We start from the raw sequence: 18457 nt of genomic DNA, 5'->3' as shown, positions 1-18457 counted from the left end.
CGCGTGCAGTGTGCGCACGCTCGTAGCATCGGGGGTATGGATTCCCCCTGGGGTGATGAGGTCGTCGCCGGCGAATACGGCGGCCATCCCGGCCTGATCTTCGAACGGCGGCCCCGGACCTTCGCCGAGTTGCTCGCCGGCGTCGAGCGTTGGAGTCATCGCGAGTTCCTGGTGCAGGGCAGCCGCCGGATCACCACCGGGCAGTTCTTCGCAGCCGTTGCCCAGGCGCGAGAGCATCTGCGCCGCCACGGAATCGGGCCCGGCGATCGGGTCATGCTGCTGGGCCACAACAGTCCGGACTGGGTGCTGGCACTGTGGGCCGTCTGGGCGCTGGGCGCGGTACCGGTCCTGGGTAACCGGTGGTGGAGTGTCCCGGAGGCCGCGCACTCGCTGGCTCTGACATCGCCGCGGGTCGTCATCACCGACACCACGGAGCTGGCTTCCGACGACACACCGATCGTCACGTTCGCCGATTTGGCCGGCTGCTTCACCGATGCGTCGGTCGAGGGTCCCGACATTCCCGGGCCGGGCGCCGAAGAGGACCCCGCCTTCATCCTGTTCACCTCCGGCAGTACCGGGATGCCCAAGGCTGTTGAGCTTCCGTTCCGCGCACTGGTGGCCAATCAGCAGAACGTATTGGCACGGGCACGCCAGCTACCGCATCAGATCCCTACCGATGGCCCCCAGTCGGTGACGCTGCTGTCCACGCCGATCTTTCACATCGGGGCCTTCGCCACCCTGATCACCCAGACACTGATCGGCGGCCGGGTGATCTTCAACGTCGGGCGTTTCGATCCGGCTCAGGTACTCGCACTGATCACCAGCGAGCGGGTGCAGCGTTGGGGGGCGGTGCCGACCATGGCCGTCCGACTACTCGAGCATCCCGATTTCGATGCCTACGACCTGTCCAGTCTGCGGGCCTTCCCACTCGGCGGTGCGCCCGTGCCACCGGTGCTCCTGGAGCGGCTGACCCTTCGGATCCCGCAACTGCAGGGTCGCGGACTGGCGAACACCTGGGGTATGAGCGAGGGCGCCGGATTCTTCACACTCGCCATCGGTCCCGATCTGGAGCGCTACCCGAAGACGGTGGGCAGGGCGTTCGCAACCGTCGAGCTCAAGATCGCCGACCCCGGCGAGCAGGGTTCCGGAGAGATTCTGGTGCGCTCCCCCACACTCATGCTGGGCTACATCGGAATCGACGACGGCACAATAGATTCCGAAGGCTGGCTGCACACCGGAGACCTCGGCCACCTCAATGACGACGGCTACCTCTTCATCGACGGCCGCAGCAAGGACATGGTGATCCGCGGCGGGGAGAACATCGCCTGCCCGCACGTGGAGGCGGTGCTGATGCGCCATCCGGATGTGGTCGACGCTGCCGCGATCGGACTACCCCATCCTGATCTCGGTGAGGAACTCGCCGCAGTGGTGATCTACCGGACCGGCGGCCGGGTACCCACCGAAGAGGACCTGACGCAGCACATGACCGGCGAGGTGGCCTACTTCGCCATCCCCACCCGCTGGGTTATTCGCAGCGAGCCGCTACCCACCGTCGGAACCGAGAAGGTCGACAAGCGCGGTCTGGCAGCGGAATTCGGCTAGCGGCGGGCGAACTTCGGTGCGCGTTCGGGTCGGATGCCGACGCCGATGACCCGGGCCGGGATCGCCGAAAGCCAGGGCAACTTCTCTAACAGGCCGACGAACACCGCGGGCGGTTGCCCGTCGGCACCCGCAAAGACCGGGACGATCAACCGGCGGTGCATGACCCGCTGAATGGCCTGTGTGATGGCGGCGGCCGGAAGCCGACGGCGGCGCACGGCCGCGAGATCAGCCGGAGTGACATCCCCGCGGCGCAACGGTTCAGCCAGCAGGGTGGCCGCGCCGACCGCATCCTGCACCGCGATATTGATCCCGACGCCGCCCATCGGCGACATCGCATGCGCGGCATCACCGATGCACAGCAGGCCATCGGTGTGCCAGTGCTTGAGCCGGTTGAGTTTGACGTCAAGAAGTTTCACGTCATCCCACGATGTCAGGTGGGTGGCATCGGCTTCCGGCGCGAGTGCGGCGACCTCGGCGCGGAGGACCTCCAATCCACGAGCCCGCAGTTGTTCGTCGTGGCCCTTGGGGATCAGGTAGGCGATCTGGAAGTAGCCCTCCCGCGGGATCATGATCAACACCTTGCCCGGCGCGATACGCGGGATGAGCGAGTACTCGGCGTCGGCGTCGCGGGGCAGCCGGAACCACCACACATCGAACGGCACCGGCCACTCGTGCACCGGCAGACCGGACTCCTGACGAACCGTCGAGGTGCGGCCGTCACAGGCCACCGTGAGATCGGCGGCCAGTTCACCGGAACCCTCGGGACTGCGATACCGCACCCCGGTCACCCGGTCCCCCGACCACAGCAGGCCGGTGACCTCGTGCTCCATCTTCAGGGTGAACGTCGGTTCGGCGGCAGCCGCCTCGGCGAGCAGGTTCAGCAGGTCCCACTGCGGCACCATCGCGATGTAGGGGTGCGGCTGATGCAGCCGACGCAGGTCGACCAGCGTCACGTGACGACCGCCGGCGTCGATTCCCAGGTGGTCGATCCGGCTCTGCGGCACTTTGGAGAACTCGTCCCACAAACCCAGGTCGTCGAGCAGTCGCAACGTGCTGGGATGCACTGTGTCACCGCGGAAGTCACGCAGGAAGTCCGCGTGCTTCTCCAGCAGGGTCACCTCGACACCGGCCCGGGCCAGCAGCAGTCCGAGCACCATGCCGGCCGGACCCCCACCGACGATCGCACAGGTGGTGCGGCCAGACATCAGAGGCGACATCTGCTCACCCTAGACCTCAATGCGGGTGCCGATGATGACCGTGCGGTCCAGGGGCAGACCGAAATAACCGGCCGCATCGGCGGTCATATGCGAGATGGCGACGAACAGCCGTGTGCGCCAGGGCGCCATCGTCGGCGCGGCGCCCGCGATCAGGTCCACTTTGGACAGGAAGTACGTGGCGTTCTCGAGATCGAGGGGGCCCCCGGTCAGCACCGGGTCGATCAGTCGCAGGGCGGACGGCACGTCGGGATGTTCCATGTAGCCGTAGCGGATACCGACGAAGAAGATGCCATCTGCCGGACTGCCGAGGTCGTCGACCGTGATGCGTTGTCCGGCAGGCACTCTCGGCACCGGAACCGTGTCAACCGATACGATGAGCACGTGCTCCTGCAGCACGTGGATGTGGTCGACGTTGGCCCGCATCGACAGCGGCGCGGTGGTTTTGCCGCGGTTGAGGAAGATCGCCGTCCCGGGTAGTCGCGACACCGCGGTCCGGCCGTCGGCGATCTGGGCGATGAACTCCGGCAGCGAACCCTCGTTCCGCTGGCGGGCCAGCGTGACGATCTCACTCCCGCGGCGCCAGGTGGTCAGCACGGTGAAGGTGAGCAACCCGATCAGCAGCGGGAGCCAGGCGCCGTGCAGCAGCTTGGTCATATTGGCGCCGAGGAACATCAGGTCCACCACCAGCAGTGAACCGCCGCCCAGGATCAGCAACCAGCGCGGCGCGTTCCAGCGGACCTTCGCCACATAGAGGAACAGCAGGGTGGTGATGGTGATGGTGCCGGTGACCGCCATACCGTAGGCGTAGCCCAGCGCGGCCGAGCTGCGGAAGGCGAACACCAGGATCAGCACCGCCACCCACAGCATGCCGCTGATCCACGGCACATAGATCTGGCCGATCGAGGATTCCGAGGTGTGCGCGATCCGCAACCGCGGCAGATAACCGATCTGGGCGGCCTGCGAGGCGACCGAATAGGCGCCGGTGATCACCGCCTGCGAAGCGATCACGGTGGCCGCCATGGCCAGCACGATCATCGGGATCTGCGCCCAATCGGGCACCAGCATGAAGAACGGGGCGCCGACCATGCTCTGGTCGCCGAGCAACAGCGCGCCCTGGCCGAAGTAGTTGAGCACCAGAGCCGGCAGGGCCAGACCCAGCCAGGCGACGGTGATGGCACGACGGCCGAAATGGCCCATGTCGGCGTAGAGGGCCTCGGCACCGGTGACCGCGAGCACGACAGCCGCAAGCGCGAAGAACGCGACCTTCGGGTGACCGGCGATGAAGTCCAGCGCATAGGTCGGGGAGAGCGCCCGCAGGATCTTCGGGTGCCCGAGGATGCCGCGCAGCCCGCATCCGCCGATCACCACGAACCAGAGCATCATCACCGGTCCGAAGAACCGGCCAACCATCGCGGTGCCGTGCCGTTGCACCGCGAACAGTCCGGTGATGATCAGCGCGGTGACCGGAACCACGAAGTCGGCGAACTTCGGGTCGATGACCTTCAGGCCTTCGACAGCGGACAGTACCGAGATCGCGGGGGTGATCATGCTGTCGCCGAAAAACAGTGCGGCACCGAGTAATCCCAGCAGCGACAGCGCACGGATCAGACGTGGATCAGATCTGCCGCCGATACGCTGGACCAGGGTGATCAGCGCCATCACGCCGCCCTCGCCCTCGTTGTCGGCGCGCATGACGAGAACGACGTAGGTGAGCGTGACGATGATCATCACCGACCAGAAGATCAGCGACACCACCCCGTACACGTGGTTGGTGTTGATCGGCACCGGGTGCGGGTCTCCGGGGTTGAACACGGTCTGCAGGGTGTAGATGGGGCTGGTGCCGATATCGCCGAACACCACCCCGAGGGCCCCCAGGACCAGGCCGGCACGCAGTGCCTGTCCGCCCGCGTGCGGCACCGGCACTTGCGGGGATGTGGTCACCTCGGTGGCCAACTCACACCTCGATCCGGGTGCCGACGATCGCGGTCCGGTCCAGTGGCAGCCCGAAATACGCCGCCGAATCCGTGGCGATACGAGACGTCGCGATGAACAGCCGCTTGCGCCAGCGCGGCATCGTCGGTTGCGGTCCGGGGACCAGGTCGACCCGGGACAGGAAATAGGACGCGGTCGCGGTGTCGACGGGCGGATCAAGACGGGCCAGCGCTGCGGGCACGTCGGGATCCTCCATGTAACCGAAGCGCGCCACCACGAACTGGACCCGGCCACCGCCGAGGTCGTCGACGCTGATCCGATCGTGCTCCTCCACCCTGGGAACTGACGGGGTCTCGATCGACAGCACGATCACCCGGTCGTGCAGCACCTGGTTGTGTTCGACGTTGGCACGCAATGCCATCGGGGCGGTTTCAGATGCCCGATTCAGAAAAACCGCGGTTCCGGGAACCCGCGCCAGCGGCGGCCGGCGGTCCAGGATCTCATCGACGAAGTCGCGCAGCGGACCCTCGGCCCGGGTCCGTTCGGCGAGGGCTATTTCACTGCCCCGCCGCCAGGTCATCAGCACCGTGAACGTCAGCACCGCGATCACCAGCGGCAGCCACGCGCCGTACGGCAGCTTGATCAGATTGGCCGCGATGAACGCGGCATCGATGGTGAGCAGCACCGCGCCGCCGCCGATCACCAGCCACAGCGGCGCCCGCCAGTGCGTGCGCGCGATGTAGAGGAACAACACGGTGGTGACGGCAATGGTGCCCGCCACCGCCATGCCGTAGGTGTAGGCCAGCGCGGCCGAGGTCCGAAAGGACACCACCAGCAACAGCACCGCGACCACGAGTACGCCGTTGATCCACGGCACGTAGATCTGGCCGATGGAGGACTCCGAGGTGTGGCGCACCCGCAGCCGCGGCAGGTAACCCATCTGCACCGCCTGTGAGGCCACCGAGAACGCGCCGGTGATGACGGCCTGTGAGGCGATCACGGTGGCCGCGGTCGCGAGGATGATCATCGGAATCTGCAGCCACTGCGGCACCAGCAGGAAGAACGGCGCCTCGACCATGTCGTGGTCAGCAAGTAGTTCGGCGCCCTGTCCGAAGTAGTTCAGGGTCAGCGCGGGCAGCACGCCACCGAGCCACGCCACCGTGATGGCCCGTCTGCCGAAGTGGCCCATATCGGCGTACAGGGCCTCCGCACCGGTGACGGCCAGCACGATGCCGGTCAGCGAGACGAATGCGCTGGAGGGGTATCGCGTCACGAAGTCGATCGCGTAGGTGGGCGAGAGCGCGCGCAGGATCTGCGGGTGCATCGCGATTCCCCGAACACCCAGTGCCGCGATCGCGATGAACCACACCACCATGACCGGCCCGAAGAACCGGCCGACGATCTCGGTGCCCTTACGCTGCAGGGCGAACAGCGCCGCGATGACGGCCATGGTGAGAGGGATGACGAGGTCGGCGAACTCCGGCCCGAGGACTTTCAGTCCCTCGACCGCGGAAAGCACCGAGATGGCCGGGGTGATCATGGAATCACCGAAGAACAGTGCGACGCCGAGGATTCCGACGGCGCTCAGCACCGAGACTGTGCGGGGGTTGCCCTCGCCGTAGCGACGCAGCAGTGCGACCAGAGCCATCACCCCGCCCTCGCCGTCGTTGTCGACGCGCATCACCAGCATCACGTAGGTGATGGTGACAATCGCCATCACCGACCAGAAGATCAGCGACACCACCCCGTAAACGTGCAGGTTGCCCATCGACATCGGATGCGGGCCGGCGGGGTGGAAGAGCGTCTGGACGCTGTAGAGCGGGCTGGTGCCGATATCGCCGAACACCACCCCGAGGGCGGCCAGGACGACGGCCGGGCGGGCCGACTGCGGGGGCGCGTGTGGCGACACCTCCGCATCCCTGAGCACAGCAGGTGATGCTAGCCGGTTCCGATCTTCGGAATCCGGGCAATCCGACCGACCTCACCGCCTAGATTCGATTCATGCGCAGACTGCGGAGAGCCCTGGCCGGGGCGATGGTCGTGCCGGCGGCGATGGCGCTGGCCCCGGCGGCGAGCGCCGCGTTGCAGATCGGCCACTACAACGCCTACGTCGACGGGCGCTACGACTTCCACACCTGGCTCTGGTCGTTCAGCTCATGTAACCCGCCGGGCGGCCTCGAACAGTGCGCCATCGTGTCGGCAAACCCGATGCCGATCGCGCGGGCCTTCCAGTGGTACGCCCAGGCACATCAGGTCGACGGCACCTACACCCTGATCGTCGATGTGCCGGACGGACTGCGCTGCGGCAACGTCTACTACGGCCAGATCATCCCCACCCACGACGTCTACACCTTCGACGCGGTCACGCTGACCGGGAAGCTGGACTCCTACTTCGACGTCGGCTGCGATAACGCGCCGGGCGGCATGTTCAGCTACCCGTTCAGACTGGTCCGGTTTTAAACAAGGTCAGCAGAGCGGTTGTGCGCCAAGCGATCAGCACGAAGAACAGCACCAGGATGCCGATGCTCACGCCGGCCTGAACCAGGTTGCGCTGCGCTCGCGGTGGGTAGACATACGCTGCGGCGACCACGCCACCGGTGATCAGACCTCCGATGTGGCCCTGCCAGCTGACCCCGGGAAAGCTGAAGGTCATGACGAGGTTGACCGCGATGAGACCGATCAGCCAGCGGACGTCGAGATTGAGCTTTCTGGATGCGACAAAGGTGGCACCGAAAAGCCCGAAGATGGCGCCGGAGGCGCCGGCGGTGGCCGCATTCAGCGGTGAGAGCAGATAGACCAACACCGAGCCACCGAGTGCGCTGAGCCCGTACAGCGCGGCGAACCGGCCCCGGCCGAGGTGGCGTTCCAGTGGCGGCCCCAGCACGTACAGGGCGTACATGTTGAACAGGATGTGCAGCAGCCCGTAGTGCACGAAGGCCGAGGTGACGAGCCGGTAGTACTCGCCATGGGCGGCCACCGCCACCGGCCACAGCGTCAGCTTCTGCTGGAGGTCCGGGGAGAACAGTTGCAGCAGGAAGACTGCGACGTTGATCGCGATCAGGGTGTAGCTGACAACCGGCACCGGACCGGCGAACCTGGCGCCGCGAGCCGGCGTGATCACCGTCTGGGCACCCTGGTGCACGCAGTCCACGCACTGCTGCCCCACCGAGGCGCTGCGCATGCACTCCGGGCAGACCGGGCGGCCGCACCTGTTGCAGCTGACGAAGGTCACCCGGTCGGGGTGGCGGTAACACGACGGAGCGCGCTGCGGCATCGAGGACGGGTATGGATTAGTCATAGCCACCACGACGATACTGCGGAGAAGTTACTAAGCCTCCAGCCGGGCGCGGATGGCGGCCAGCCGCTCCCGCAGGTCGTCCTCGCTGATGATCCCGCGGGCCAGTAGCGAGTGCGCCAGGCTGACCAGTTGACTCTCCGGGAACGGCAGATCCGCATACCGGGTGGCCGACAGATCATCCTCCTCGTCGCGGCGCTCCTTGAAGGTGATCGGCACCTCCGTCGCGCAAGACTTGTCTAGAACGTCGCACAGACCGTCCAGGCTGGTCTTCCACGGCGGCAACGGATTCTCCACGCCGTATTTGGCCGTCATCACCGGCCAAATCTGATTGCGCCGCACGATCTCGTCGAGGACGACGAAATCTTCGGGGGCAGCGCCGTTTACGGTGCTCATCCCTCGATCGGCCGGACGGCGGGCCGCACCAGCGGAGTGACGTTCGTCGTCACACCGGGTGTGGGCAGCGCCACCCCGATCAGACTGTCGCGGGTCAGGATCTCGGCGAGCTGATCCTCGGTCCAGCCCTCGGTACCCTCCGGACGCATCGGCATGACCATGAATCGATGCTTCTGATTGGAGTCCTCCACCCGGACCTCGACACCGTCGGGCAGTTCCAGGCCGAACTCGGAGAGCACCTGCCGAGGCCAGCGCACGATGCGCCGCCGGTAGTTGGGGGTGCGGTACCACTCCGGGGAGTTGCCGAGGATGGGCCGCGGGTAGCAGGAGCACAGCGCGCAGACGATCACGTGGTGCACCGTCGGGGTGTCCTCGAGAACCTTGAAGGCGACGAAGTCGCTGGGCGTGCCGAAACCGGTGGGGTCCAGCCAGTCCACCCCCACCTTCTTGCTGGCCGCCACCGGGTCACTGAGGACCAGCTTCTTGAACTCAGGGTCCAGCCATGCCCTGGCCACCAGCCGGGCCGCCGGGGTGGGACCGATCTGCTCGGCGAACTCGGTGAAGACCCGGTGCTCGGCGGCGGTGAAAAGACCCTTCTCAATACATAGTTCGCGCAGTGCGATCTCCAGCACCTCGAAGTCGGTGATCTCGTCGACCATCGGCTTGACGGTGCGCGCGTGGTCCCCGTCATGGCTGTGATCGTGACCGTGATCAGACATGGGCGGCCTCCAGCCAGCGCTCGGGGATCTCGGTCTGCAGGGTGTCGTTGGGCGGTCCGGTGTAGTTGTCCCACAACTGCGCCTGGTTGAACCGGACGATGTACATCCACTCCACCGGAGCGTCCTCGATATCCCAGGTCTCGTCCTCCGGAGCGGGGGTCTCGTAGGTGACCTCGGCGATGACGCCCTCCGCACCCCGGCAGTATTCCGGGGTGCGGGTGTAGAACATCGCCGGCAGATCGCGAACCCGCACCCGGTCCCCGGCCTTGAACTTCGCGGGGCCGGCCTTGCCGGCGAACACCTGCGGGTCGCCGATACCGGCCGCCTCGATGTGGTGCTTGTTTCGTCTGACGTTGGAACCGTCGCCGGCGAACTTCGGCTCCGCATCCGGCAGCCGCCCGTCGAGACCGCCGGCGTAGCGCTGCTGAACCTCGGCGAGCCGTTCGGTCAGCTCAGACCAGCTGATGTGCTTCTTCTCGATCAGCAACCGGCCCACCGCCCACAGCCAGCGGCTGTAGTACGGCACTCCCAGGTAGGCCGAGCGGCCGATGTCGACGTTGCCGATCCGGCGGCGCTCCTCCGAGACCCAGATACCGCGCATGCCGAGAACCTCGCAGAGCACGTAGGTCATCAGCTCCCACTGCTCTTCTTCTTTGTTCTCGTAGGGGTGCGGATAATCCAGTTCGCCGCCCACATCGTGCGGCGTCTTCATATACGCCAGCCAGTGATCGTGGGTCATCTCATCGGGGGCCGGCCACTCCGATACTTCCGGGAAGACGACCTTGAGGCGGGAAACCAGTGCCAGCTGTGCGGCGCGCTGCGAAGCGGTGCTCATAGTTGCCTCTCAGAAGAGCAGTCAGCCGAAAGATAGCACCCGTGGTGTCAGCTTCGGAAGGCTTGGCTCCAGCGCCCGGTGACTGATATCGCCTGTTCCGCACATCGGCCTACACTCGGAAAAATGACGACCCCGGGCCGACGGTTCAACGACAGAGTCACCCGGTTCTGGACCGCCGCGGCACCGCTCTATGACCTCCCATTTCTGCAGCAGTGGGTCTACCGCCCGCCGCAGGATGAGGTGATCACACAACTGCGTGCCCACGGAGCGCGCCGGATCGCCGATATCGCCTGCGGCACCGGCATTCTGGCCTTCCGCATTCAGGCCGAGCTGGATCCCGACGAGGTCTACGGCATCGATATGTCCGACGGCATGCTGGAACAGGCGAAGGCCCGTTCGACGGTGGTGCGGTGGCGCAAGGCCCCCGCCGAGGAACTGCCGTTCGCCGATGGCGCACTGGATGCCGTCGTGAGCACCTCGGCGTTCCACTTCTTCGATCAGCCGGCCGCCATGCGGGAGTTCCACCGGGTGCTCGCGCCCGGGGGACTGCTCGCGGTCGCCACCATCAGCCCGCCGTTGCCGCGCATTCTGGCCGCGATGTCCGGCCCCTCCAGTCCGGCGCACAACCCGTCTCGCGACGAGATGCGGATGCTGTTCACCGAAGCCGGTTTCCGGATCACCGATCAGCACCGTCCCGACCGGCCGCTGTGGACCCGCGGCGTCTGGGATCTGCTGACCGTCGGCACCAAACCATAGGTCCAGCACCGTTACGGTCGTTATCCTCTGACGATGGCCATCGAAATGCTCGCGCCCGCCGTCGAAATCGGTGTGGTGACCACCAATCTGGACGCCATGGTCGCCTTCTACGAAGGCTGCCTCGGACTGCCGTACCAGGGTGATCTCGACTTCCCCGGTGGCACGATGAAGCGCTACACGCTCGGTGCCAACGTGCTCAAGCTGGTCACCCTCGACCAGGCGCCGGCCGCCCCGGCGGTGCCGGGTGGCGGACCCGCCCAAGCCGGCATCCGCTACCTCACCATCCTGGTGAAGAGCGTCACCGCCGCAGCACAGGACGTCGCCGACGCCGGGTACGAAATCGTCCAACCCGCCGCCGAGTTCACCCCCGTCCCCGGCATGGGCTGGATGTTCGTCGCCGACCCGGACGGCAACTGGATCGAACTGGTCGGCCCGCTGGCCTGATTTCGGTGGCCGAACTGCACCCCGGGATCGCGATCCTCGCCCCACTGGTCGGCACCTGGGCCGGACGGGGCACCGGCGACTACCCCACCATTGAGGGCTTCGACTATCTCGAGGAAGTGACCTTCGGGCATGTGGGCAAGCCGTTCCTGAGCTACACCCAGCGCACCCGCTCGGGCGATGGCGCACCGATGCACGCCGAGACCGGGTATCTGCGCGTTCCCGCCGCAGGCCGTGTCGAACTGGTGCTGGCCCAACCCAGCGGGGTCACCGAGATCGACGAGGGAACCGTCTCCGCCGATGGCGGCGCACTGGTCATCGAACTCGTATCAACGTCGGTCGGGCTGACCAGTACCGCCAAAGAGGTTCTGTCGGTGGCCCGTTCGATCCGCGTCGAGGGTGACGAGCTCACCTACACCCTGCTGATGGGTGCGATGGGTCTGCCGCTGCAGCACCACCTGACGGCACGTCTGAACCGGCAGTCGTGACCGACGGCAGGATTCGCGTCCCCGCCGATCTCGATGCCGTCACCGCCGTCGGTCCCGAGGATTCCGGCGCCGTGGATGCGGTAGCGGTCGAACGGATCTGGTCCGCCGTGCGCCACTGGTACACCGCCGGGATGCAGCCCGCCATCCAACTGTGTCTGCGTCACGACGGCCAGGTGGTGCTCAACCGCGCCATCGGCCACGCCCGGGGCAACGGTCCGGCCGACCCGACCGATGCCGAAAAGATTCCGGTGACCACCCAGACGCCGTTCTGTGTGTACTCGGCGGCCAAGGCGATCAGCACGACGGTGGTGCACATGCTGGTCGAGCGCGGGGCCTTCGCCCTCGATGACCGCGTCTGCGACTACCTGCCCGGCTACACCAGCCACGGCAAGCACCGCACCACCATCCGGCATGTGCTGACACACAGCGCCGGGGTGCCGTTCGTGACCGGCGCACGGCCCGACCTCAGGCGGATGAACGACAGCGACTACGCGCGAGAGCAGTTGGCCGGACTCAAACCCATCCACCGACCCGGCCTGGTGCACATCTACCACGGGCTGACCTGGGGGCCGCTGATCCGCGAGATCGTTTCTGCGGCAACCGGGCGCAGTATCCGCGAGATCCTGGCCACCGAGATCCTCGATCCACTGGGATTCCGCTGGACCAATTACGGGGTGAGCGAGGCCGACGTGCCGTTGGTCGCACCCAGCTACGTCACCGGCAAGCCGTTACCCGCACCGGCGGCCGCCGCACTGCGCATCGCGCTGGGCGGTTCGATGCAGCAGATCATCCCGTTCTCCAATACGCGCGCATTCCTCACCAGTGTGGTGCCGTCGTCGAGCACGGTGTCCACCGCTGACGAACTCTCCCGGTTCGCCGAACTTCTGCGCCGCGGTGGCGACCTCGACGGCGTCCGGGTGATGCGGCCCGAGACTCTCGCCGCGGCGACCACCGAGTGCCGACGATTGCGGCCCGACGTCGCCACCGGCCTTGCGCCGATTCGCTGGGGCACCGGATACATGTTGGGCTCCAAGCGGTTCGGACCATTCGGGCGCAATGCGTCGGAGGCTTTCGGACACACCGGGCTGACCAACGTGGTGATCTGGGCCGATCCGCAACGACGGCTCGCCGCGGGCCTGGTCTCCAGCGGAAAGCCGGGCGGCCACCCCGAGGCTCGGCGCTACACCGAACTGCTGGATCGGATCACCGCGGAGATCCCACGCGGGTGAATTGCCGGCGAGGCCCGTCGTGATTAGCGTGGCGGCATGACCGAGTCGGTGCTGCAGAAACACCTGAACGAGATGCGCGAGATCGTCGCCCGGGCGCGAAACCTGTTCGGGACCAACCCCGTTGCGCCGCCGGCATCACAGGTCCGGCCCGAGCCGATGGCCCAGTAGCGCCGCATACGCGCGGTCGAAGTCACCCGGTCCGGCGATCTCGGCTGACGGGGTGAAGCCCGCCGCCACGATGTCCTCGCGGATCCGCATGACGGCCTTCAGATGCGAGACCTCCGCGGTCAGCAGCACCGCACGTGCCAGGGAGCCGGAGTCGGTACGCAACGCCGACTCGTCGAGACCCACGCTGTGCAGGTACCCGCCGGCACAGGACCGGAACACCACCTGCCCGCTCGGGTGGATGGCGTCGAAGTCCGGATCGTGGTCGTTCACTTCCGCTCCTCGCTGACCCCGCGCAGCCGGGTGGCCCCGTCGGTGTCGTGGTGTTCCCAGACCGCGGCCGCCCACTCCAGACGATCGGCGAGTGCCTCGTGTTCGGCGGCCTGCTGCTGATAGCAGGCCCGGCGCTGGTCGAGCAATTCCCTTCCGGCGTCACGAAGTTCAGCGAAGACCGGCCCGAGGGATTCCAGACTGGCCATGATTCCGGCGTTGTCGGCCGGTACCGCGCGCAGGTACTCGGCGGTGCCACGGTGATACCCGGCGGCGGAACGTAGTTCCTCCGGTGCCACATCGAGGTGTTCGGTCATCTGCAACTCCTGTCGATCACGGTGTCGTTGTTAGGACCGCACGCACGGCCGGCTCAGGTTTCGGGGGATGCTGCCAGCCGAGGAACCCATCCCCGCCGACGGAAGTGACGGGCACGATCTCGTTGTCCACCAGGGCTGTGCCGTTGCCGAGCGACAGCGCATGCCGATCGGTGAAGATGCCGACATCACCTGCCGTCAGACCGGCCGGATCCACCGGTTCATCGACCGTCGATCCCGCCGCCGCAATGGTGATTCCCTGTCGGCTGAACGCCTCCGGAATGGGGGTGCCGGCCACCGCGGCGGTGATGACCTTCGCCAGTTCCGGACTCGGTGCGGTGATCGTCTCGCCGCCGGGCAGCAGGACCTCGGTGGATCCGTTGGCCGCATCGGCGGGAGTCTGCACCGGTGGGTCCTGCGGTTGGTCGTCCGCGGGATCGGGGTGCTGGCGATGCCGGGGCTGCTCCGTCAACGGGGACAGATCGGAGCCGCTCGGTAACCCCGGCAGCCCGGTGGCCGGTGCTGCAGAACCCCAGGCCGGTGGCTGGGGCGCTGCGGCGGTAGGTGGCGGGGCCGTATCCCGCGGCGAATTGTTCTCCGCTGGAATCGGATTGGGGTCCTCGGCAGGTTCCGGTGCCGGCACGGTTTCGTCCGGAGTTCCGGACGAGGTGTAGAGAGATGAGAGTGCTGCGACCAGGGCAGCCTTGGAGGTCGCATCGAGATCGGCGCCATCGACGACGGAGCGGATATCGCGCACCTTCCCGATCAGGTACCGCTGGAAGGACCGCGCTCCGGCCGCGGTGCTCAGATCAGGGTGCGCGGCGACGGCGTTCTCGACATCCTGCTGTAACTGCTCGAGCGCACCGACGCTCTCGCCATGCTCGGTATGGGCGTTGAGTATCGCGATGACCACCTGCAGGTCGATCTGAGCGGCCACCGATTGCTGACCGGCCAGTGAGGCCTCCGCATCACGGATCGCTTCGACCGCCGCACCCTCCATGCCGGTGACTGTAACCACCCGGCAGGAGGGCCACAATTCACCTTTGCCGGCTCAGATAGAGCTCTCTGATATGTTGCAGCTCAATAGCTTTCGTTGATGCATTCGCCCTGGCTCCGCTGATTATCGAGATGACGTCACGTTGTCTGTCCAGCAGTTGCCGGGCACGCTCACGGTTCTCCAGAGGTGTGCAGTCGCATATGGCGGATTCGATCTCAGCCTGCACAGCCTCGATACGACGGATGGCATCGGTCGCCTGTGTGACGGCCGCGCTCACGACCCCGCTCAGCGCACGGTCGGCATCGCCGAGGGCGCCGTCGCGGGCGATCAGTTCAGCGCGGGCGGCGGCGAGGCCGTGCTGCTGTTGACCCTTCGACATGACAGCGACGCTACGCAGCAGGGGTGACTCCGACAATTCACCCGGGGCGACGGATCGCGATCGCCGCGCCCATCCGGCTGATGCGCACCGGAGCGCCGGCGTAGGGGGCCTCGACGACGAGGTCACCCCCGACCGACATCTGCACATGACCTGTGTGCGGGAAGACCAGGTCGCCGGGACGGATATCGGCGCGGGCGATCGGAATGCCATCGTTGATCTGGTCGTAGGTGGTTCGGTGCAGGGGTACACCGGCTTGGGCGTAGGACCACTTCACCAACCCGGAGCAGTCGAAGCGGTCCGGACCGGTGGCACCCCAGACATAGGGACAGCCCAGCCTGCTCAGCGCGGCGCGCACTGCGGCGGCGGCCCGGGCATCACCGGAGGCCGAGCGCCGGTGGGCCATCCGGTAGCGCAACGCCCGCAGTGCCGCGCGGTTGCGCCGCGCCCGTCTGCGAGCGGCCAGCACATGAGCGCGCTGCGTGTGCAGACGATGCAGTCTGCGGCGTAGGAGTTCCCGCGCTGCGATCGGGTTGTCCACGTCCGACCGGTCCGCGCGGGCCGCGGCCAGCACGGCGGCGGTCTCGAGGTGGGCCCGCCGGTGGTCGAGGCCCGCCCTGGTGAGGATGCGGGCGAACTCGCCGTCGACGTCGCCGGCGGCGGCCTGCGCGGAAACCGCGGCGGCGCCCGCCCCGCGGTAGGCCGCCCCCATCGCGCCGGTCGATTGCGGCGGCGGGCCCGGACGGGTGCCCAGGGCGACGGGTTGGAGCCCCGCACCGCGGAGATCGAATAGTGCGTGTGCCCGAGACAGCGCATCAAGGTCGTCGAGAATCACTGCGACTCCAGGAAGGCGCGTACCCGCGGCAGCACGCCCGGCGCGACGACGCCGCGGTTGCGGATATCCCACACCTCCTCCGGACCGACCCCGAGCAGTCCGGCGATCACCGCCTCCGGCAGTCCGGACCGGGCGCAGGCCGCATCGAAGCGCGCTCCGATACCGGCCGGCATCCTGGCCAGCAGGCCGGTCCGGATGGCCTCCAGTTCCCGCAGGTGCGTCATCAGCACCGCCGCCGACGGGCCACCGGCATTGACGGCCACCCGCCAGGAGTTCGCGGCCAGCAGTTCTGCCTTCACACACTGAGCGATCACTGTATGAATATAGGACTCGTATTCGTTTGATGTCTCCGCAGGCAGGCGAGCGATCAGCGAGTTGAGCGAGTCCAGGTGCGCCTGGGCGTGCGCCTCGAGGACCTCGGTATCGGTGTGCCGGCTGACGGCAACGGACTCGGGGCGCCCGACCGGGGCCGGAGCCGAGGCCAGCAGTCGCCGCAATTCCTCCTGCGGATCGTCGGCCAGCTGCAGCGCGGCGAACGTTCCCGGTGGTAGCCCCAGCGCGTTTTCAACCTTCTGAACAGTGCCTTTATGCGGCTTACGGGTACCGCGCTCGAGGTAGCTGAGCCCCATCACGCTCACCGATGAGGCGGCGGCGAGATCGGCCAGCGACCAGTCCCGGGACTCCCGCAGGGCACGGATGGCCGCGCCCGCCGCCTCCCGGCTCACCGTCCCGTTCCCCGCACAGTCAAATCGTACACAGCGATCTCTGTTTATATGTTTCTATCCACATATCGCTTGCGTGGTGCGATCTTCATATATACGATTCCGTCACTGTATCCAAATTGAAGGAGACCTGGATGAGCTACCAACCGTGTTCGAACGAGCCGGACCTGTGGTTCGGCTACTCCGATGACGACACCAGCGACGGAGCCGCCAAGGCCCGGGTCTACGAACAGTCCGCCACCCGGGCCCGGATGATCTGTCTGCGCCGCTGCCCCCTGGCCCAGCAGCGACAGTGCGCAGCGCGCGCCGTCGACGCCGGCGAGGAGTACGGGGTGTGGGCCGGGGTGAAGCTACCCGGCGGGCAGTACCGCAAGCGTCACCAGTTGGCGCATGCCCACCGGGTGCTGCGCGATATCGCCGCCGGCCTGATCAACCCGCGCGAACTCCCCGAGAGTGTGGAGTTGCTCTCCCGCGGTGAGGCCATACCGGCACTGTCGACCACGGTCGTCCATCTCAGTGGCGCGGGTCGGCCGCGCAACGCGGCCTGATCCGGCCGGTCAATGCGACACTGGTGGCATGCGGACAGTAGTGGTGTTGGCGGTCGCAGCGTTGGTCGCGCTGATCCTCGCCCTGATAACCGGCAATACCTTCGCCGCGATCGCGGTGGTCCTGCTGGCACTGGCGGGCATCGTTCTACTGGTGCGGGACTGGCGTTCCGACGGCGGCGCCGAACAGCACGCGAGCGGCCCGGCCGTCGACGAGCCCGCGCCGGTAGCCGAAACGCTCACCGGCGACGAGTTCTCACCGGACGTCGCCGGCTCTGACAAGTTCTAGGGTTCCCAGTTCCCGGATCGCCCGGGCACCGCGCGCCAGCATGGCGAGCATCATGTCGTCACCACGCTCGGTCGAGGCCGAGAACGCAAAGCCCAGGGTAGAGATCATCGGGACTTGCAACATCCCGAATCGGTAATCCTGCCAACAACTTTCACGGTCGTACCCGTCGACGTATTCACTCACTTCCCTGTGATAGCGGTCGACGAGTTCCCGCTCCTGAGCCCCGCGGTCATCAGGCTGGAAGCTGGTGGCGACGAAGTAGGACAGGTCACGGGCGGGCAGCCCCACCGCCAGCGTCTGCCAATCGACGACCGTCACCCGGGTGCGCAGCGGATCGAACAGCAGGTTGTCGATCCGGTAATCGCCGTGCAGCAGGCTGAATCGGTCCGGCACGTTCCACAGCCAGTCACCGATCAGCTCCGCCGAGTCCGCCACCGTAACCCGGTCTTCCGCGCTCATCCGCGGTCCGAGCTTCTCCAGTGTCGTCGCGGTGGCGATCTTGGTGATCTCACCGAGGCCCCGGGCAGTGGCCTCATCCGGCTTGGGCATGACAGTGCCGGCGAACGTCAGCCAGGCCGGATCACCCCAGCGCGGGCCGTGCAGCCCGGCCAGCGCGGTCACCGCAAGTTGCGCCTCGGCCGGCGTGCAGCCCAGGATCTGATCGCCCTGTTCGGCCGGCGCCATATCGGCGAGCAATAGCGCGAACTGACCGCCATCGTCGGCGATGGAGCAGTGGTAGCACCGGGCCAGTGGCACGGTGAGGGTGTCGGCGACCTCGGTGTAAAAGGCGTGTTCCGAGCGGTAGCTCGGGGCCACCCGCTCATGCACGGTCTCGTCCTGGGCCGGAAGTTTGATGACGAAGGAACCCGGTAGATCGGTGGCGCCGCCATAGGTCGCCGTGACGCGGTAGGTGGCGCCGGTCTGGCCGGTGCCGATCGGTGTGACGTCGGCAGCGATGACCGGTGCGCCGAGCACTTCGGAGAGCCACTGCGGTGTCACGTCGTCCGGAGTGCCCGGAATCGCTGCCATCGAAT

The 18457-nt window shown here is 67.0% G+C and carries 23 protein-coding genes; 9 read left to right on the top strand and 14 right to left on the bottom strand.

Annotated features, from left to right (window positions below; all coding sequences use genetic code 11):
- Positions 1–36 precede the first annotated feature (36 nt).
- The gene (locus tag ACR2JI_RS04040) at positions 37–1602 is read left to right on the top strand and encodes a class I adenylate-forming enzyme family protein (protein WP_526388279.1); all 1566 of its coding nucleotides are present in this window, start codon (positions 37–39) and stop codon (positions 1600–1602) included.
- Here ACR2JI_RS04040 and ACR2JI_RS04035 read toward each other — a convergent pair.
- From ACR2JI_RS04035 to ACR2JI_RS04025, 3 genes are read right to left on the bottom strand one after another with little or no spacing between them, the layout of a single operon-like run.
- Positions 1599–2807, bottom strand: coding sequence for an FAD-dependent oxidoreductase (locus tag ACR2JI_RS04035; RefSeq protein ID WP_526388305.1), 1209 nt, complete (start codon positions 2805–2807; stop codon positions 1599–1601). The genes ACR2JI_RS04040 and ACR2JI_RS04035 overlap by 4 nt on opposite strands.
- 21 nt (positions 2808–2828) lie before the next feature.
- Positions 2829–4772, bottom strand: a complete 1944-nt coding sequence (locus tag ACR2JI_RS04030) for a potassium transporter Kup (RefSeq protein WP_526388277.1) — start codon at positions 4770–4772, stop codon at positions 2829–2831.
- Position 4773: 1 nt separating this feature from the next.
- Complete coding sequence (locus ACR2JI_RS04025; protein ID WP_526388275.1) at positions 4774–6678, bottom strand: potassium transporter Kup; 1905 nt, start codon at positions 6676–6678, stop codon at positions 4774–4776.
- 74 nt (positions 6679–6752) lie between these two features.
- Here ACR2JI_RS04025 and ACR2JI_RS04020 point away from each other — a divergent pair, with 74 nt between their 5' ends.
- The gene (locus ACR2JI_RS04020) at positions 6753–7211 is read left to right on the top strand and encodes a hypothetical protein (RefSeq protein ID WP_526388273.1); all 459 of its coding nucleotides are present in this window, start codon (positions 6753–6755) and stop codon (positions 7209–7211) included.
- Here ACR2JI_RS04020 and ACR2JI_RS04015 read toward each other — a convergent pair.
- The 4 genes from ACR2JI_RS04015 to ACR2JI_RS04000 are packed head-to-tail and all read right to left on the bottom strand — an operon-like array spanning position 7192 to position 9996.
- Complete coding sequence (locus tag ACR2JI_RS04015) at positions 7192–8049, bottom strand: rhomboid family intramembrane serine protease (protein WP_526388271.1); 858 nt, start codon at positions 8047–8049, stop codon at positions 7192–7194. The two genes, ACR2JI_RS04020 and ACR2JI_RS04015, sit on opposite strands and share 20 nt — an antisense overlap.
- Before the next feature lie 30 nt (positions 8050–8079).
- A complete protein-coding gene (locus tag ACR2JI_RS04010) occupies positions 8080–8442 on the bottom strand; it encodes a thiocyanate hydrolase (RefSeq protein WP_526388269.1) in 363 nt (120 codons plus the stop codon).
- On the bottom strand, positions 8439–9161 hold the full coding sequence (gene scnC, locus ACR2JI_RS04005) for a thiocyanate hydrolase subunit gamma (RefSeq protein WP_526388267.1): 723 nt from the start codon (positions 9159–9161) through the stop codon (positions 8439–8441). Before scnC ends, ACR2JI_RS04010 begins: the two co-directional genes overlap by 4 nt.
- Positions 9154–9996 (bottom strand): SH3-like domain-containing protein, encoded by an 843-nt coding sequence (locus ACR2JI_RS04000; RefSeq protein ID WP_526388265.1) that lies wholly within the window; start codon positions 9994–9996, stop codon positions 9154–9156. Before ACR2JI_RS04000 ends, scnC begins: the two co-directional genes overlap by 8 nt.
- Positions 9997–10119: 123 nt before the next feature.
- On the opposite strand from ACR2JI_RS04000, the gene ACR2JI_RS03995 reads away from it, so the two are divergent.
- The 5 genes from ACR2JI_RS03995 to ACR2JI_RS03975 are packed head-to-tail and all read left to right on the top strand — an operon-like array spanning position 10120 to position 13078.
- Complete coding sequence (locus ACR2JI_RS03995; protein ID WP_526388263.1) at positions 10120–10752, top strand: methyltransferase domain-containing protein; 633 nt, start codon at positions 10120–10122, stop codon at positions 10750–10752.
- Positions 10753–10785: 33 nt separating this feature from the next.
- Entirely contained in the window at positions 10786–11196 is a 411-nt protein-coding gene (locus ACR2JI_RS03990) for a VOC family protein (RefSeq protein ID WP_526388261.1), read from the top strand.
- 5 nt (positions 11197–11201) lie between these two features.
- Positions 11202–11681 (top strand): peroxynitrite isomerase, encoded by a 480-nt coding sequence (locus ACR2JI_RS03985; protein ID WP_526388259.1) that lies wholly within the window; start codon positions 11202–11204, stop codon positions 11679–11681.
- Positions 11678–12910 carry a lipase LipE gene (gene lipE / locus ACR2JI_RS03980; RefSeq protein ID WP_526388257.1) on the top strand — a complete coding sequence of 411 codons (1233 nt, stop codon included), beginning with the start codon at positions 11678–11680 and terminating at the stop codon, positions 12908–12910. The genes ACR2JI_RS03985 and lipE overlap by 4 nt, the downstream gene beginning before the upstream one ends.
- A 36-nt stretch (positions 12911–12946) precedes the next feature.
- Positions 12947–13078 (top strand): hypothetical protein, encoded by a 132-nt coding sequence (locus ACR2JI_RS03975; protein ID WP_526388255.1) that lies wholly within the window; start codon positions 12947–12949, stop codon positions 13076–13078.
- On the opposite strand, the gene ACR2JI_RS03970 is transcribed toward ACR2JI_RS03975, so the two are convergent.
- From ACR2JI_RS03970 to ACR2JI_RS03945, 6 genes are read right to left on the bottom strand one after another with little or no spacing between them, the layout of a single operon-like run.
- A complete protein-coding gene (locus tag ACR2JI_RS03970; protein WP_526388253.1) occupies positions 13046–13348 on the bottom strand; it encodes a DUF2694 family protein in 303 nt (100 codons plus the stop codon). The two genes, ACR2JI_RS03975 and ACR2JI_RS03970, sit on opposite strands and share 33 nt — an antisense overlap.
- Complete coding sequence (locus ACR2JI_RS03965) at positions 13345–13662, bottom strand: type VII secretion target (RefSeq protein WP_526388251.1); 318 nt, start codon at positions 13660–13662, stop codon at positions 13345–13347. The genes ACR2JI_RS03970 and ACR2JI_RS03965 overlap by 4 nt, the downstream gene beginning before the upstream one ends.
- 16 nt (positions 13663–13678) lie before the next feature.
- Positions 13679–14659 carry a DUF4226 domain-containing protein gene (locus ACR2JI_RS03960; RefSeq protein ID WP_526388249.1) on the bottom strand — a complete coding sequence of 327 codons (981 nt, stop codon included), beginning with the start codon at positions 14657–14659 and terminating at the stop codon, positions 13679–13681.
- Between the two features lie 37 nt (positions 14660–14696).
- Positions 14697–15035, bottom strand: a complete 339-nt coding sequence (locus ACR2JI_RS03955; protein WP_526388247.1) for a DUF4226 domain-containing protein — start codon at positions 15033–15035, stop codon at positions 14697–14699.
- 37 nt (positions 15036–15072) lie between these two features.
- Positions 15073–15867: a C40 family peptidase gene (locus tag ACR2JI_RS03950; protein ID WP_526388245.1), complete on the bottom strand. Its 795-nt coding sequence runs from the start codon at positions 15865–15867 to the stop codon at positions 15073–15075.
- The gene (locus ACR2JI_RS03945; RefSeq protein WP_526388243.1) at positions 15864–16592 is read right to left on the bottom strand and encodes a helix-turn-helix domain-containing protein; all 729 of its coding nucleotides are present in this window, start codon (positions 16590–16592) and stop codon (positions 15864–15866) included. Before ACR2JI_RS03945 ends, ACR2JI_RS03950 begins: the two co-directional genes overlap by 4 nt.
- Before the next feature lie 131 nt (positions 16593–16723).
- Between ACR2JI_RS03945 and ACR2JI_RS03940 the strand changes: the two genes are divergently transcribed.
- Together ACR2JI_RS03940 and ACR2JI_RS03935 are read left to right on the top strand one after the other, a co-directional pair.
- Positions 16724–17137, top strand: a complete 414-nt coding sequence (locus ACR2JI_RS03940; RefSeq protein ID WP_526388242.1) for a WhiB family transcriptional regulator — start codon at positions 16724–16726, stop codon at positions 17135–17137.
- A 28-nt stretch (positions 17138–17165) separates the two neighbouring features.
- Complete coding sequence (locus ACR2JI_RS03935) at positions 17166–17423, top strand: hypothetical protein (RefSeq protein WP_526388240.1); 258 nt, start codon at positions 17166–17168, stop codon at positions 17421–17423.
- Here ACR2JI_RS03935 and ACR2JI_RS03930 read toward each other — a convergent pair.
- Positions 17391–18452, bottom strand: coding sequence for a phosphotransferase family protein (locus tag ACR2JI_RS03930; RefSeq protein WP_526388238.1), 1062 nt, complete (start codon positions 18450–18452; stop codon positions 17391–17393). The genes ACR2JI_RS03935 and ACR2JI_RS03930 overlap by 33 nt on opposite strands.
- Between the last annotated feature and the right edge of the window lie 5 nt (positions 18453–18457).

It is taken from the genome of Mycobacterium sp., from assembly GCF_051006775.1.
Taxonomy (GTDB): Bacteria; Actinomycetota; Actinomycetes; order Mycobacteriales; family Mycobacteriaceae; genus Mycobacterium.
The sequence above is the reverse complement of the archived record's forward strand: the minus strand, read 5'-3'. Positions and strand labels throughout refer to the sequence as shown.

Excerpts from the sequence above, each read along its gene's own strand:
- ACR2JI_RS04010 (WP_526388269.1), bottom strand. The coding sequence starts at position 8,442 with ATGAGCACCGTAAACGGCGCTGCCCCCGAAGATTTCGTCGTCCTCGAC.
- ACR2JI_RS04015 (WP_526388271.1), bottom strand. The coding sequence starts at position 8,049 with ATGACTAATCCATACCCGTCCTCGATGCCGCAGCGCGCTCCGTCGTGT.
- ACR2JI_RS03990 (WP_526388261.1), top strand. The coding sequence starts at position 10,786 with ATGGCCATCGAAATGCTCGCGCCCGCCGTCGAAATCGGTGTGGTGACC.
- ACR2JI_RS03965 (WP_526388251.1), bottom strand. The coding sequence starts at position 13,662 with ATGACCGAACACCTCGATGTGGCACCGGAGGAACTACGTTCCGCCGCC.
- ACR2JI_RS03995 (WP_526388263.1), top strand. The coding sequence starts at position 10,120 with ATGACGACCCCGGGCCGACGGTTCAACGACAGAGTCACCCGGTTCTGG.
- ACR2JI_RS03935 (WP_526388240.1), top strand. The coding sequence starts at position 17,166 with ATGCGGACAGTAGTGGTGTTGGCGGTCGCAGCGTTGGTCGCGCTGATC.
- ACR2JI_RS03975 (WP_526388255.1), top strand. The coding sequence starts at position 12,947 with ATGACCGAGTCGGTGCTGCAGAAACACCTGAACGAGATGCGCGAGATC.
- ACR2JI_RS03960 (WP_526388249.1), bottom strand. The coding sequence starts at position 14,659 with ATGGAGGGTGCGGCGGTCGAAGCGATCCGTGATGCGGAGGCCTCACTG.
- ACR2JI_RS03930 (WP_526388238.1), bottom strand. The coding sequence starts at position 18,452 with ATGGCAGCGATTCCGGGCACTCCGGACGACGTGACACCGCAGTGGCTC.
- ACR2JI_RS04020 (WP_526388273.1), top strand. The coding sequence starts at position 6,753 with ATGCGCAGACTGCGGAGAGCCCTGGCCGGGGCGATGGTCGTGCCGGCG.
- ACR2JI_RS04000 (WP_526388265.1), bottom strand. The coding sequence starts at position 9,996 with ATGAGCACCGCTTCGCAGCGCGCCGCACAGCTGGCACTGGTTTCCCGC.
- ACR2JI_RS04035 (WP_526388305.1), bottom strand. The coding sequence starts at position 2,807 with ATGTCTGGCCGCACCACCTGTGCGATCGTCGGTGGGGGTCCGGCCGGC.
- ACR2JI_RS03955 (WP_526388247.1), bottom strand. The coding sequence starts at position 15,035 with ATGTCGAAGGGTCAACAGCAGCACGGCCTCGCCGCCGCCCGCGCTGAA.
- ACR2JI_RS04040 (WP_526388279.1), top strand. The coding sequence starts at position 37 with ATGGATTCCCCCTGGGGTGATGAGGTCGTCGCCGGCGAATACGGCGGC.
- scnC (WP_526388267.1), bottom strand. The coding sequence starts at position 9,161 with ATGTCTGATCACGGTCACGATCACAGCCATGACGGGGACCACGCGCGC.
- ACR2JI_RS03940 (WP_526388242.1), top strand. The coding sequence starts at position 16,724 with ATGAGCTACCAACCGTGTTCGAACGAGCCGGACCTGTGGTTCGGCTAC.